We start from the raw sequence: 13,943 nt of genomic DNA, 5'->3' as shown, positions 1-13,943 counted from the left end.
CCTTCGGCGGCCCGCCCGGGGCCGGGCTCAGACCGCGGCGAGCTCCTCGTCGGTCAGGCTGCCCGGCGCCCGGCCGGTGCGGGCGAACTCCTCGGCCAGCCGCTGGAACGCCTCGTTGGCCGGCGTCGGCACCCCGTGCAGCCGTCCGAGCAGCACGATCTCGCCGTTCAGGTAGTCCGTCTCGATCGAGCCCGCCCCGCGCGCCAGGCTCTGCCAGGTCGAGCTGCCGCCGCGCGGGGCCCCCTCGACCGGCTCGATCCGCAGCGTCGCGTCGACCAGCCGGACCATCTCCTCCGGGTCGTGGTGCGCGATCCCGGCGGCGGCCAGCACGGCCGCGCCCTCCGCCGCCAGGCGCCGGTACAGTCCGCGGCGCAGCTCGCCCTCGTACGGGCCGGCGACGGCGTTCAGGGCGTTGCCGAGGTTGCCGAGCAGCTTGGTGTACTTCCAGCCCATCACGTCGGCCTCGACCGGGGCGCTGAAGCTCGCCCGCTCCAGGTCCGCGGCGATCCGGGCGGCCCGCCCGCCGGCGCCCGCCGGGTAGGCGCCGATCCGCAGCACCCCGCTGACGGGCGTGCCGCCGGCGCTGACCCGCCCCGGCTCCAGGTGGGTGGACGGCATCCAGACGCACACCGCCAGCACCTCGCGGAAGCGGCGCAGCGCGAGCCGCTCGTTCTCCACGCCGTTCTGCGCGCACACCACCGGCAGCCGCTCGCCCGCCGTGCCGCCGCCGGCGACCGGGCGCGGCGCCCACGCGGCCAGCGCGCCGGCGGTGTCCTGCGTCTTGACGGCGAGCACCAGGACGTCGTCCGGGCGCAGCTCCAGCTCCTCCGGCCCGGACACGGCCGGGACCGGCAGCGTCCGGGTGCCGTCCGGTGCGCCGAAGGTCAGCCCGTGCTCGCGCAGCGCCGCGAAGTGCGCTCCCCGCGCGACCAGCACGACGTCGCGCCCGCTCTCGTGCAGCCGGGCACCGATCGTGCCGCCGACCGCGCCCGCCCCGATGATGATGTAGCGCATGCGCGAAGCATGGCACGCCGGTGGTGCGCCGGGGGCCGGGTCAGGCGCAGAGCTGACTGGCGGTCACCGGGCCGAGGCCGGCCTTGGCGAGGCCGTCCAGGATGGCCGGCAGGGCGTCCACCGTGCACTGGTGGCCCATGTGCAGCGCGACCACCGAGCCGCCGCGCACCGAGTTGAGGACCCGCCGCTGCAGCTCGGCGGCGGACGGGTCGGCGTAGTCGCGCGGGTCCACGTCGAAGGAGAGCACGTGCTCGTAGCCGACGGCCTTCGCCTGCTCGCGCACCATCGGCGTCGCGTACTGGGCGGCGGACGGGCGGAACCAGCGGCCGATCGAGCCGGTGAGGCGCTGCAGCCGCTCCGCGCACTGGGCGATCTCGGCACGGGCCTGGTCGGGGCTCATCGCGGAGATGTTGAGGTGGTTCTGGGTGTGGTTGCCCAGCTCGTGGCCGCCGTCGAGGATGCGCCGGGCCATCTGCGGCTGCTGGTCGAGCCAGCTGCCGACGGCCATGACGGTCAGCTTGGCGCCGCGCTGCTCGGCGATCTCCAGCAGGGCGGTGGCGAGCTTCGGGTCGCCGCTGCCGTGGAACGTCAGCGCCACGTTCTTGCCGGTGCGCGGCCCGTACGCGACCTCCAGCGGGGTGCCGGGGGCGAGCGGCGGCAGCACGGGCGGGGCGGGCGGCGCGGTGGCGGCGTCGGGGGCCGCGGTGGCGGTGGGCTGCGGCGCGGCCGGATCGGGGGAGGCCGGGCCCTCGCCGCCGTTCCACGCGGGGTCCGTGGTGTGCTGCGGATCGCCGTGCTGCTGCGGGTCGACGTTGCCCGGGTGCACGGCGAGCGAGCCCGGGTCGGCGCGGCGGGGCGCGCCGCTCCCGCACGCGGTGAGGACCCCGCCGGCGGCGGAGAGGGCGGCGAGTTTGGCGGCGGTGCGCAGTACGGCGCGGCGATCGGCAGTCATCGGCAGCCAGCATAGAGACGACGCGCCGGGGCGGCGATCCGGGAACACGCGCGTTGACACCCTGTTTGACGTGCACACACACCTCTCGGTGGGGGCTGCGTAAACCTGAACTCGCCGTGTTTCCACGGCGTGTCGTCGGATACGATCCGGTCGCACCGCGTGCTACGGGGGCGGGGCACCACCGCGGCGGGGCGTTCCCGCCGCGGGAAGCGCAGTGAGCAATGGGGGCGGAACGACATGCACGAGGACACGGCGGACACGGCGACCGGCGGTTCGGACTGGGACTGGGTCGGGGCGGAGGACTGGCAGCCGCCGACCGAGCTCGACACCGGGATACCCCACACCGCCCGGATGTACGACTACTACCTGGGCGGCAAGGACAACTTCGAGGCCGACCGCAAGGCCGCCGAGGCCGCCATCGCCGCCTACCCGGCGCTGCCGCTGCTGGCCCGCACCAACCGGGAATTCCTCGGCCGCGCGGTCGAGTTCGCGGCCGGCCGGGGCATCCGGCAGTTCGTCGACATCGGCACCGGCATCCCCGCCGCGGGCTCGACCAGCGAGGTCGCGCGGAAGGTCGCCCCGGACGCGCACGTCGTGTACGTCGACAACGACCCGATCGTCGCCACCCACGCCCGCGCGCTGCTGGCCGGCCACCCCGCCGGGCACACCTCGGTCATCGAGGCCGACCTGCGCGACCCCGAGGCGATCCTCGGCCACCCGGCCCTGCGCGCCGCCGTCGACCTGGCCGAGCCGGTCGCGCTGATGCTGGTGGCCGTCCTGCACTTCGTCCGCGACGAGGAGGGCGCGCAGAAGATCGTCGCCACCCTGCGCGACGCGCTCGCCCCCGGCAGCGCCCTGATCCTCTCCCACGGCAGCCCCGACTTCGCCTCGCGGCAGAGCGTGGACGAGGGCGCCCGCATCTACAAGGGCGCGAGCGCCCCGCTGGTGCTGCGCCCGCGCGCGAGCGTCGAACCGTTCTTCGGCGACTTCGAGTTCGCCGGCCCGGGCCTCGTCCAGCTCCCGCTCTGGCGCCCCACCGCCGGCCACGTCTCCACCACCGACCTCCCCGAAGGCTGGCAGGACGTGTCCGCGTACGCGGGCGTCGCGTTCAAGAAATAGCCGTCTCCCCGAGCACCTCCGCAGGTCGGATCGCGGGCGGGCCCCGGCACCCCCCTCCCGGCGCCGGGACCCTCCCGCACTCACTGCTCCGCACACTAGACGGCAGCACTGACAACGCCTCACCCGTACGGGTTAGCCTGCGGCGTGACCCCAGCACTGCCGCCCCTGCCCCCGGCCGTCGTCGACCTCCTGGACGCCCTCGACGCCCCGCCCCGGCTGCGCGCGCATCTCGCGCTCGTCCACGAAGTCGCCGCGACGATCGCCGACCACTGCGCCGCCACCGGCCTGGACCTCGACCGCGAGGCGCTGCTGTACGGCGCCGCCACCCACGACATCGGCAAGACCGTCCACCCCGAGGAGCTCTCCGGCCCCGGCTCGGCCCACGAGCCCGCCGGCCACACACTGCTGCGCGAGCGCGGCGTCCCCGAGCGGCTGGCCCGCTTCGCCCGCAGCCACGCGAGCTGGGGCGAGCCGGGCGTCACCGTCGAGGAGCTGCTGGTCGGCCTGGCCGACAAGGCGTGGAAGAACAGCCGGGTCCGCGACCTGGAGGACCGCGTGGTCGAGCGCCTCGCGACCGCCACCGGCCGCGCGCCCTGGGAGGTGTTCCTCGACCTCGACGACCTGCTCACCCGGATCGGCGACGACGCCCCGCGCCGGCTCGCCGTGCAGGCCGCGTACCCCGTCCGGTAGCTCAGCGCCCGCGCAGCTCGTCGAGGTCGCGGCGCTCGCGCTTGGTGGGGCGGCCGGCGCCGCGGTCGCGCTCGAAGAACGGGGCGACGAGCTCGCGCGGCGGGCGGGGCGGGCTCTGGTCGGTGAGGCACTCGGCCGCCACGGACGCCCCGACCCGCTTGCGGATCGGCTTGCGCACCACGACGACCCGCTCGTACCCCTCCTCGCGGACCCGCACCTCGTCGCCCGCCCGCAGCGGCTGGGCCGGCTTGGCCCGCTCGCCGTTCACGCGGACGTGCCCCGCCCGGCAGGCGGCCGCCGCCAGCGCGCGCGTCTTCACGAGCCGGACCGACCAGATCCAGCTGTCCACGCGGACGCTTCCCTCGTCTTCAGCCATTCCGGAAGTCTAGGACCATGGCTCTATGCAGCGCGTACGGCCGCCGGCGCCTCCTGGACGGCCCAGCCGTTCCCGTCCGGATCGTTGAAGAACACGAACGAGTTCCAGGCCTCGCCGTGCCCGTTCACCCGCACCCCGGCCTCGAAGTGCTGCACCGGGCTGACCTCCACGCCGCGCGCCGCCAGTTCGGCGTGCGCCTTGTCGATGTCCGCCACCACCAGCTGCAGGCCCTTGACGGACCCGGGCGGTGCCTCGATCACGCCCTTGCCGACGACGATCGAGCACCGGGAGCCCGGTGGCGTCAGCTGCACCACCCGGACCCCGTCGCGCAGCCGGGTGTCGTGATCGACGGTGAAGCCGGCCTGCTCCTCGTAGAACACCTTCGCGCGGTCCACGTCCGCCACCGGGAGCACGACCACTTCGAGCTTCCAGTCCATCGCCCTCACCCCTCTCGGTCGGGGCTCTTCCAGTATCCGTCCGAATCCGTTCCCCGTCGGCTCGTCGGCTAGCCTGAGAAGACGATGAATCCCCAGAGCACGCCCGCCGCCACAGCGCCGTTCACCACCCCGTTCGGCACCTTCGACCTCACCAGGTACCCCGAGGACCCGCGCGAGCGGCTGCGCGCCTGGGACGCCGCCGACGAGTACCTGCTGCGCCACCTCGCCGGCGAGGCCGACAGCGCCGGCGGCACCGCCACCGAGCTGGCCGGCCTCCGGGTCGCCGTCCTCGGCGACCGCTGGGGCGCCCTGGCCACCGCGCTGGCCGCGCACCGGCCCGTGCAGATCGGCGACTCCCACCTCGGCCGCGAGGCCACCCGCGCCAACCTCGCCCGCGCCGGCGCCCCCGCCGACCCGGAGCGGCTGCTCACCACCCGGGACACCCCGCCGGAGCGGATCGACGTCCTGCTGGTGCGCGTCCCCAAGAGCCTCGCCCTGCTGGAGGACCAGCTGCACCGGCTCGCCCCCGCCGTCCACCCCGGCACGGTGGTGATCGGCACGGGCATGGTCACCGAGATCCACACCTCCACGCTCGAACTCTTCGAGAAGGTCCTCGGCCCCACCCGCACCTCGCTGGCCGTCCGCAAGGCCCGGCTGATCTTCTGCACCCCCGACCCGGCGCTCGACCCCGGCCCCAACCCGTGGCCGTACCGCTACGCCCTGCCCGCCGACATCGGCCCGGTCTCCGGGCGCACGGTCGTCAACCACGCCGGCACCTTCTGCGCCGAGCGCCTCGACATCGGCACCCGCTTCTTCCTCGGCCACCTGCCGGTCCCCGCCCCCGGCGACCGCGTGGTCGACCTGGGCTGCGGCAACGGCGTGGTCGGCACCGCCGCCGCCCTGGCGGGCCCGGGCGCCGAACTGCTCTTCGTCGACGAGTCCCACCAGGCCGTGGCCTCCGCCGAGGAGACGTTCCGGGCGAACCTCGGCACCGAGGCCAGGGCCGAGTTCCTGACGGCGGACGCGCTCGCGCCCGGGGTGATCGCCCCCGGCTCGGTGGACCTCGTCCTGAACAACCCCCCGTTCCACTCGCACCAGGCGACCACCGACGCCACCGCGTGGCGGATGTTCACCGGCGCCCGCCGCGCCCTGCGCCCGGGCGGCGAGCTCTGGGTGGTCGGCAACCGCCACCTCGGCTACCACGTCAAGCTGCGCCGCCTGTTCGGCAACTGCCAACTCGTGGCCGGGAACCCCAAGTTCGTGGTGCTGCGAGCCGTCAAGCGCTGAGCCCGGCCGACCGCCCGCCGGTCCCGGCGGGTGGTCTCCGCACATACTCCTTGCATGAATGTTCCGTGCTGCGTATATTCATGCCACGACCAAGGAGGAACGCCATGGCATTGCGAGTCGCCGTCGCCGGCGCGAGCGGATACGCGGGCGGCGAGGTGCTGCGCCTGCTGCTCGGCCACCCCGAGATGGAGATCGGGGCGCTGACCGGCGGCTCGAACGCCGGTACGAGGCTGGGTGCGCTGCAGCCGCACCTGATCCCCCTCGCCGACCGTGTCCTGGAGCCCACCACCCCCGAGGTGCTGGCCGACCACGACGTGGTGTTCCTCGCGCTGCCGCACGGCCAGTCCGCGGCGGTCGCCGAGGCGCTCGGCCCGAACGTGCTGGTCGTCGACTGCGGCGCCGACTTCCGGCTCAAGGCCGCCGCCGACTGGGAGCAGTTCTACGGCTCCGCGCACGCCGGCACCTGGCCCTACGGCCTGCCCGAACTTCCCGGCCACCGGGCCGCGTTGAAGGGCAGCAACCGGATCGCCGTGCCCGGCTGCTACCCGACGGCCGTCTCGCTCGCGCTGTTCCCGGCCTACGCCGCCGGGCTCGCCGAGCCCGAGGCCGTCGTGGTCGCCGCCTCCGGCACCTCCGGCGCGGGCAAGGCGGCCAAGACGCACCTGCTCGGCAGCGAGGTCATGGGCAACGTGAGCCCGTACGGCGTCGGCGGTGTGCACCGGCACACCCCCGAGATGGCGCAGAACCTCAGCCCGCTCGCGGGCGAGCCGGTCACCGTCTCCTTCACGCCCACGCTCGTCCCGATGCCGCGCGGCATCCTCGCGACCTGCTCCGCCAAGGCCCGCCCCGGCGTGACGGCCGAGGGACTGCGCGCCGCCTACGCCGAGGCGTACGGGACCGAGCCGTTCGTCCACCTGCTGCCCGAGGGCCAGTGGCCGCAGACCAGCAGCGTGTACGGCGCCAACACCGCCCTCGTCCAGGTCGCCCTGGACCCGGCCGCCGGGCGGATCATCGCGATCAGCGCGATCGACAACCTCGTCAAGGGCACCGCCGGCGGCGCGGTGCAGAGCATGAACATCGCCCTCGGCCTGCCCGAGGACCTGGGCCTTCCCCTGAACGGAGTCGCACCGTGACCAGTCCCGCCGTGACCAGTCCTGTGGGCGTCGGAGTGACGGCCGCCAAGGGCTTCCGCGCCGCCGGGGTCACCGCCGGCATCAAGGCCTCCGGCACCCCTGACCTCGCCCTCGTCGTCAACGACGGCCCCTCGTTCGCCGCCGCCGGCGTGTTCACCGCGAACCGCGTCAAGGCCGCGCCCGTCCTGTGGTCCGAGCAGGTCCTCAAGGGCGGCCTGGTCTCCGCCGTCGTCCTCAACTCCGGTGGCGCCAACGCCTGCACCGGCCCGCTCGGCTTCCAGAACACCCACGCCACCGCCGAGAAGGCGGCCGAGGAGCTGAAGGTCAACGCGGCCGAGGTCGCCGTCGCCTCCACCGGCCTGATCGGCGTCCGCCTGCCGATGGACATCCTGCTGCCCGGCGTCGCCCTGGCCGCCCAGGAGCTCAGCGCGACCGGCGGCGAGGCCGCCGCGATCGCCATCAAGACCACCGACACCGTCCACAAGACCGCCCAGGTCACCAGCCCGGCCGGCTGGACGGTCGGCGGCATGGCCAAGGGCGCGGGCATGCTCGCCCCGAGCCTCGCCACCATGCTGGTCGTGCTCACCACCGACGCCGTCGCCGACGCCGCCGCCCTCGACGCGGCCCTGCGCGGCGCCACCCGCACCACCTTCGACCGGATCGACTCCGACGGCTGCATGTCGACCAACGACACCGTGCTGCTGCTCGCCTCCGGCGCCTGCGGCGTCACCCCGGACGCGGCCGAGTTCGCCGAGGCCGTCCGCACCGTCAGCGCCGACCTCGCCCGCCAGCTGATCTCCGACGCCGAGGGCGCGAGCAAGGACATCCGGATCGACGTCACCGGCGCCGCCACCGAGGACGAGGCCGTCGACGTCGCCCGCACGATCGGCCGCAACAACCTGCTCAAGTGCGCCATCCACGGCGAGGACCCCAACTGGGGCCGGGTGCTGGCCGCGATCGGCACCACCAGCGCCGCCTTCGACCCCGACGCGCTGGACGTCGCCATCAACGGCGTCTGGGTCTGCAAGGACGGCGGCGTCGGCGAGGACCGCGACCTCGTGGACATGAGCGGCCGGGACGTCGTCATCACCGCGAACCTCAACGCCGGTACGGCGAGCGCCTCGCTGTGGACCAACGACCTGACGGCCGACTACGTTCACGAGAACAGCGCCTACTCGACCTGACCGGCGTCACTTCGCCCACGCCATCCTGGTCCGCGCAACCCGAGCCGCGGCATCCGTTCCGCGCCATCCTCCCCAGCCTCTGGCCGGGGGGACCCCCATCGACGAGGGAAACCCGTGCAGATCGCACCCAAGGGCGAACAGGCCCGCAACAACACCGCGTTGCCGAAGGCCATAACGCTGATCGAGGCGCTGCCGTGGCTGGAGCGCTTCCACGGCAAGACCGTCGTGATCAAGTTCGGCGGCAACGCGATGGTCGACGACAGCCTCAAGGCGGCCTTCGCCCAGGACGTCGTCTTCCTCCGCTACGCCGGCCTGCACCCCGTCGTCGTGCACGGCGGCGGCCCGCAGATCAGCGCCCAGCTGGACAAGCTCGGCCTGGAGTCCAGCTTCACCAACGGCCTGCGCGTCACCACCCCCGAGACCATGGACGTCGTCCGGATGGTGCTCGCCGGGCAGGTGCAGCGCGAACTGGTCGGCCTGCTCAACGAGCACGGCCCGTTCGCCGTCGGCATGACCGGCGAGGACGCGCACACCATGACGGCCGTCAAGCGCTACGCGGTGGTGGACGGCGAGCAGGTCGACATCGGCCTGGTCGGCGACATCGTCAACATCGAGGCCGGCGCGGTGAAGGCGCTCATCGCCGACGGCCGCATCCCGGTCATCTCCTCGATCGCGCGCGGCACCGACGGCCACGTCTACAACATCAACGCCGACACCGCCGCCTCCGCCCTCGCGGTCGCGCTCGGCGCCGAGATGCTGGTCGTCCTCACCGACGTCGAGGGCCTGTACAAGGACTGGCCCGACTCCGACGACGTGATCAGCCAGCTCGGCGCAAGCGAGCTGGAGGCGCTGCTGCCCGGCCTGGCCAGCGGCATGCTCCCCAAGATGGAGGGCTGCCTGCGCGCCGTCCGCTCCGGCGTGGGCACCGCCAGGGTGCTGGACGGCCGGGTGCCGCACAGCCTCCTGCTGGAGATCTTCACCGACGAGGGCATCGGCACGATGGTCGTGCCGGACGACGAACCGACCGTGACCGGGGGACTGGCATGACGCACAACGAGCAGCTCGCCGAGCGGTGGCAGCACGCCTTCACCGACAACTACGGCACCCCGCGCATCCCGCTGGTCCGCGGCGAGGGCGCCAAGCTGTGGGACGCGGACGGCAAGCAGTACACCGACCTGCTCGGCGGCATCGCCGTCAACGCCCTCGGCACCGCCCACCCGGCCGTCGTCGAGGCCGTGAGCCGGCAGATCGCCACCCTCGGCCACGTCTCCAACCTCTTCATGGCCGAGCCGACCATCGCCCTCGCCGAGCGGCTGCTGGAGCTGGACGGCCGGGAGGGCGGCCGGGTGTTCTTCTGCAACTCCGGCGCCGAGGCCAACGAGGCCGCGTTCAAGATCAGCCGCCGCACCGGCCGCACCCACCTGGTCGCCCTGGAGGGCGGCTTCCACGGCCGGACGATGGGCGCGCTCGCGCTCACCGGCCAGCCCGCCAAGCAGGACCCGTTCCGCCCGCTGCCCGGCGACGTCACCCACGTCCCGTTCGGCGACGTCGAGGCGCTGCGCGCGGCCGTCACCACCGAGACCGCCGCCGTCTTCCTGGAGCCCATCCAGGGCGAGAACGGCGCGATCCCGCTGCCCGAGGGCTACCTGCTCGCCGCGCGCGAGATCACCCGGGCCACCGGCACGCTGCTCGTCCTGGACGAGATCCAGACCGGCGTCGGCCGCACCGGGCACTGGTTCGCCCACCAGGCCGTCGAGGGTGTCGAGCCGGACGTCGTCACCCTCGCCAAGGCGCTCGGCGGCGGCCTGCCGATGGGCGCGTTGCTCGCCTTCGGGCCGGCCGCCGAGCTGCTCACCCCGGGCCAGCACGGCACCACGTTCGGCGGCAACCCGGTGGCCGCGGCGGCCGGGCTCGCGGTGCTCGACACGATCGAGTCCGAGGGCCTGCTGGAGCACGTCCGCAAGATCGGCGACCGGCTGCGCCAGGGCGTCGAGGCGCTCGGCGACCCGCTGGTCTCGCACGTGCGCGGCGCCGGCCTGCTGCTCGGCATCGTGCTCACCGAGCCGGTGTCCGCGCAGGTCCAGGCCGTCGCGCAGGAGGCCGGGTTCCTGGTCAACGCCGCCGTCCCGGACGCCGTCCGGCTCGTTCCGCCGCTCGTGCTGACCGAGCAGGAGGCGGACGCCTTCCTCGCGGCGCTGCCCGGCATCCTCCGATCGGTGCGCGAGGGCGCCCCGGCCGATGCGAGCCGACGGTAGTCCGGGAGAATAATCACATGACCGCTTCCAACCCCGGCCCGTCCGCCGCCGGCCCGACGCCGCAGGTGCCGCAGACCCGCACCGCGCGCCACCGCCGGATCGTGGACCTGCTCACCCGCCAGCCCGTGCGCTCGCAGAGCCAGCTCGCCAAGCTGCTCGCCGACGACGGACTCGTGGTGACCCAGGCCACCCTCTCCCGGGACCTGGACGAGCTGGGCGCGGTCAAGATCCGCAACCGGGACGGCGCGCTCATCTACGCCGTCCCGGCCGAGGGCGGGGACCGCACTCCGCGCGCCCCGATGGGGGAGTCGGCCAGCGAGGGCCGGATGGCCCGGCTGGCCGGCGAGCTCATGGTCTCCGCCACCGCCTCCGGCAACCTGGTCGTGCTGCGCACGCCGCCGGGCGCCGCGCAGTTCCTCGCCTCGGCGATCGACCAGGCCGAGGTGTTCGAGATCATCGGCACGATCGCGGGCGACGACACCGTCCTGCTGATCAGCCGGGACCCGTCCGGCGGGCAGGCGCTCGCCGACCACCTCATGCAACTCGCCCAGGCGAAGGCGCAGTAACGCGTCCGACCCCGCACGACCCGCGCAGGACCCCTCAGCCCCGGCCGGTGGAGCACTCCACCGGCCGGGGTTTTGTGTTTCATACGGCGTAGTGCATACTTATGCCAATCGCCGCAAACCTGTACGGCCCCGAACGTGGAGTTGAGAGGAGAAAGCCGTGACCGAGCGCGTCATACTCGCCTACTCGGGCGGACTGGACACGTCCGTCTGCATCGGCTGGATCGCCGAGGAGACGGGCGCGGAGGTCATCGCCGTCGCCGTCGACGTCGGCCAGGGCGGCGAGGACCTCGACGTCATCCGTCAGCGCGCGCTGGACTGCGGCGCCGTCGAGGCCGAGGTCGCGGACGCCCGGGACGAGTTCGCCGACGAGTACTGCCTGCCCGCCATCAAGGCCAACGCGCTCTACCAGGGCCAGTACCCGCTGGTCTCCGCGCTCTCCCGGCCGGTCATCGTCAAGCACCTGGCCGCCGCCGCGAAGAAGCACGGCGCCACCACCGTCGCCCACGGCTGCACCGGCAAGGGCAACGACCAGGTCCGCTTCGAGGTCGGCATCAACTCCCTGGCCCCCGGCCTCAGGTGCATCGCCCCGGTCCGCGACTACGCGATGACCCGGGACAAGGCCATCGCCTTCGCCGAGGCCAAGGGCCTGCCGATCGCCACCACCAAGAAGTCGCCGTACTCGATCGACCAGAACGTCTTCGGGCGGGCCGTCGAGACCGGCTTCCTGGAGGACATCTGGAACGCCCCGATCGAGGACGTCTACGAGTACACGCAGGACCCGGCCGCCCCGCGCGAGGCCGACGAGGTCGTCATCACCTTCGAGGCCGGCGTCCCGGTCGCGATCGACGGCCGCAAGGTCACCGTCCTGGAGGCCGTCGAGGAGCTCAACCGGCGGGCGGGCGCCCAGGGCGTCGGCCGGCTGGACCTGGTCGAGGACCGGCTGGTCGGCATCAAGTCCCGGGAGATCTACGAGGCCCCCGGCGCGATCGCCCTGATCACCGCCCACCAGGCCCTGGAGAACGTCACCGTCGAGCGCGAACTCGCCCGCTACAAGCGGCAGGTGGAGCAGCGCTGGGCCGAACTCGTCTACGACGGCCTCTGGTTCTCCCCGCTCAAGCGCGCGCTGGACGGCTTCGTCGACGAGGCCAACCGGTACGTCTGCGGCGACATCCGGATGGTGCTGCACGGCGGCCGGGCCGTCGTCAACGGCCGCAAGTCCGACCAGTCGCTGTACGACTTCAACCTCGCCACGTACGACACCGGCGACACCTTCGACCAGTCGATGTCCAAGGGCTTCATCGAGATCTTCGGGATGTCCTCGAAGCTCGCCGCCCGCCGCGACCTCGCCTGACCCGCCCCGCTAGAGTCCCCCAACACCCGTACCCCGTAAGGAGCCCACGCGATGACCGCCGACCAGAACGCCGACGTCCGCCTCTGGGGCGCGCGCTTCGCCGACGGCCCGTCCGAGGCCCTGGCCAAGCTCTCCGCCTCGGTCCACTTCGACTGGCGCCTCGCGCCCTACGACATCGCCGGTTCCAAGGCCCACGCCCGGGTCCTGCACAAGGCCGGCCTGCTCAGCGCCGAGGAACTCGCTGGCATGCTGGCCGGTCTCGACCAGCTGCTCGCCGACGTCCGGGCCGGTACCTTCACCGGCACCGTCGCCGACGAGGACGTCCACACCGCCCTGGAGCGCGGGCTGCTGGAGCGGCTCGGCGCCGAGCTCGGCGGCAAGCTGCGGGCCGGGCGCTCCCGCAACGACCAGATCGCCACGCTGTTCCGGATGTACCTGCGGGACCACGCGAAGACCATCGGCGGACTGCTCCTGGACCTCCAGCACGCCCTGGTCGGGCTGGCCGAGGCGCACCCCGACACCGCGATGCCGGGCCGCACCCACCTCCAGCACGCCCAGCCCGTCCTCTTCGCCCACCACGTCCTCGCGCACGTGCAGGCCCTCGGCCGGGACGCCGAGCGGCTGCGCCAGTGGGACGCCCGCACCGCCGTCTCGCCGTACGGCTCCGGGGCGCTGGCCGGCTCCTCGCTCGGCCTCGACCCGCAGGCCGTCGCCGCCGACCTCGGTTTCGAGGGCGGCTCGGTCGGCAACTCCATCGACGGCACGGCCTCGCGCGACTTCGTCGCCGAGTTCGCGTTCGTGACCGCGATGATCGGCATCAACCTCTCCCGCATCGCGGAGGAGGTGATCATCTGGAACACCAAGGAGTTCGGCTTCATCACGCTGCACGACGCCTTCTCCACCGGTTCCTCGATCATGCCGCAGAAGAAGAACCCGGACATCGCCGAGCTCGCCCGCGGCAAGTCCGGCCGCCTGATCGGCAACCTGACCGGCCTGCTGGCCACCCTCAAGGCGCTGCCGCTCGCCTACAACCGGGACCTCCAGGAGGACAAGGAACCGGTCTTCGACTCCTGCGACACGCTGGAGGTGCTGCTGCCCGCGTTCACCGGGATGATGGCCACCCTCACCGTGCACCGGGAGCGGCTGGAGGAGCTGGCCCCGGCCGGCTTCTCGCTCGCCACCGACATCGCCGAGTGGCTGGTCAAGCAGGGCGTGCCGTTCCGGGTCGCGCACGAGGTGGCCGGCGCCTGCGTCAAGGTGTGCGAGGCGCAGGGCATCGAGCTGTCGGACCTGACGGACGAGCAGTTCGCGTCGATCTCCGCGCACCTGACGCCCGAGGTCCGGTCGGTCCTCAGCGTCCACGGCGCGATCGCGTCCCGCAACGGGCGCGGCGGCACGGCGCCGTCCGCGGTGGCCGTGCAGCTCGGCGAGGTGAAGGCGGACCTGGCGGTCCAGCAGGAGTGGGTCCAGGGCTGACTCCTGGTGCAGTGGGGGAGGGGCGCGGCGGACGGACCGCCGCGCCCCCGTCCGTTACGCGCGACCGGCGGGGCGTAACCGGCCGCCGCCCTTACAGGTCAAG

14 protein-coding genes are annotated in these 13,943 nt (G+C 73.6%); 10 read left to right on the top strand and 4 right to left on the bottom strand.

Annotated features, from left to right (window positions below):
* Positions 1-27: 27 nt before the first annotated feature.
* Positions 28-1,014 carry a ketopantoate reductase family protein gene (locus ACFVSN_RS20475; RefSeq protein WP_387956341.1) on the bottom strand — a complete coding sequence of 329 codons (987 nt, stop codon included), beginning with the start codon at positions 1,012-1,014 and terminating at the stop codon, positions 28-30.
* A gap of 40 nt (positions 1,015-1,054) precedes the next feature.
* A complete protein-coding gene (locus ACFVSN_RS20470; RefSeq protein ID WP_387595323.1) occupies positions 1,055-1,966 on the bottom strand; it encodes a polysaccharide deacetylase family protein in 912 nt (303 codons plus the stop codon).
* Positions 1,967-2,203: 237 nt separating this feature from the next.
* On the opposite strand from ACFVSN_RS20470, the gene ACFVSN_RS20465 reads away from it, so the two are divergent.
* Both ACFVSN_RS20465 and ACFVSN_RS20460 read left to right on the top strand, forming a co-directional pair.
* On the top strand, positions 2,204-3,085 hold the full coding sequence (locus ACFVSN_RS20465; protein WP_380443592.1) for an SAM-dependent methyltransferase: 882 nt from the start codon (positions 2,204-2,206) through the stop codon (positions 3,083-3,085).
* 144 nt (positions 3,086-3,229) lie between these two features.
* Complete coding sequence (locus ACFVSN_RS20460; protein WP_387956340.1) at positions 3,230-3,775, top strand: HD domain-containing protein; 546 nt, start codon at positions 3,230-3,232, stop codon at positions 3,773-3,775.
* A 1-nt stretch (position 3,776) separates the two neighbouring features.
* Here ACFVSN_RS20460 and ACFVSN_RS20455 read toward each other — a convergent pair whose 3' ends face one another.
* Both ACFVSN_RS20455 and ACFVSN_RS20450 read right to left on the bottom strand, forming a co-directional pair.
* Positions 3,777-4,151 carry an RNA-binding S4 domain-containing protein gene (locus ACFVSN_RS20455; RefSeq protein ID WP_380507026.1) on the bottom strand — a complete coding sequence of 125 codons (375 nt, stop codon included), beginning with the start codon at positions 4,149-4,151 and terminating at the stop codon, positions 3,777-3,779.
* A gap of 23 nt (positions 4,152-4,174) precedes the next feature.
* Positions 4,175-4,588 carry a VOC family protein gene (locus ACFVSN_RS20450; protein ID WP_380443598.1) on the bottom strand — a complete coding sequence of 138 codons (414 nt, stop codon included), beginning with the start codon at positions 4,586-4,588 and terminating at the stop codon, positions 4,175-4,177.
* An 84-nt stretch (positions 4,589-4,672) separates the two neighbouring features.
* On the opposite strand from ACFVSN_RS20450, the gene ACFVSN_RS20445 reads away from it, so the two are divergent.
* The 8 genes from ACFVSN_RS20445 to argH all read left to right on the top strand — a co-directional run bounded on the left by ACFVSN_RS20445 (position 4,673) and on the right by argH (position 13,840).
* Complete coding sequence (locus ACFVSN_RS20445) at positions 4,673-5,875, top strand: methyltransferase (protein ID WP_387956339.1); 1,203 nt, start codon at positions 4,673-4,675, stop codon at positions 5,873-5,875.
* Between the two features lie 104 nt (positions 5,876-5,979).
* Positions 5,980-7,008, top strand: a complete 1,029-nt coding sequence (gene argC, locus ACFVSN_RS20440) for an N-acetyl-gamma-glutamyl-phosphate reductase (protein ID WP_380443602.1) — start codon at positions 5,980-5,982, stop codon at positions 7,006-7,008.
* Between the two features lie 23 nt (positions 7,009-7,031).
* On the top strand, positions 7,032-8,192 hold the full coding sequence (gene argJ, locus ACFVSN_RS20435; protein ID WP_387956368.1) for a bifunctional glutamate N-acetyltransferase/amino-acid acetyltransferase ArgJ: 1,161 nt from the start codon (positions 7,032-7,034) through the stop codon (positions 8,190-8,192).
* Positions 8,193-8,306: 114 nt separating this feature from the next.
* Entirely contained in the window at positions 8,307-9,239 is a 933-nt protein-coding gene (argB, locus tag ACFVSN_RS20430) for an acetylglutamate kinase (protein ID WP_380443604.1), read from the top strand.
* Entirely contained in the window at positions 9,236-10,447 is a 1,212-nt protein-coding gene (locus ACFVSN_RS20425) for an acetylornithine transaminase (RefSeq protein WP_387956338.1), read from the top strand. Before argB ends, ACFVSN_RS20425 begins: the two co-directional genes overlap by 4 nt.
* Before the next feature lie 17 nt (positions 10,448-10,464).
* Positions 10,465-11,013: an arginine repressor gene (locus ACFVSN_RS20420; protein ID WP_329928713.1), complete on the top strand. Its 549-nt coding sequence runs from the start codon at positions 10,465-10,467 to the stop codon at positions 11,011-11,013.
* A 157-nt stretch (positions 11,014-11,170) separates the two neighbouring features.
* A complete protein-coding gene (locus tag ACFVSN_RS20415) occupies positions 11,171-12,364 on the top strand; it encodes an argininosuccinate synthase (protein WP_380443608.1) in 1,194 nt (397 codons plus the stop codon).
* A 51-nt stretch (positions 12,365-12,415) separates the two neighbouring features.
* Entirely contained in the window at positions 12,416-13,840 is a 1,425-nt protein-coding gene (argH, locus tag ACFVSN_RS20410) for an argininosuccinate lyase (RefSeq protein WP_387595310.1), read from the top strand.
* The last annotated feature ends 103 nt before the right edge of the window (positions 13,841-13,943 follow it).

It is taken from the genome of Kitasatospora sp. NPDC057904 (genome assembly GCF_042887925.1).
Taxonomy (GTDB): domain Bacteria; phylum Actinomycetota; class Actinomycetes; order Streptomycetales; family Streptomycetaceae; genus Kitasatospora.
This window is presented reverse-complemented; position numbering and strand designations above follow the sequence as displayed.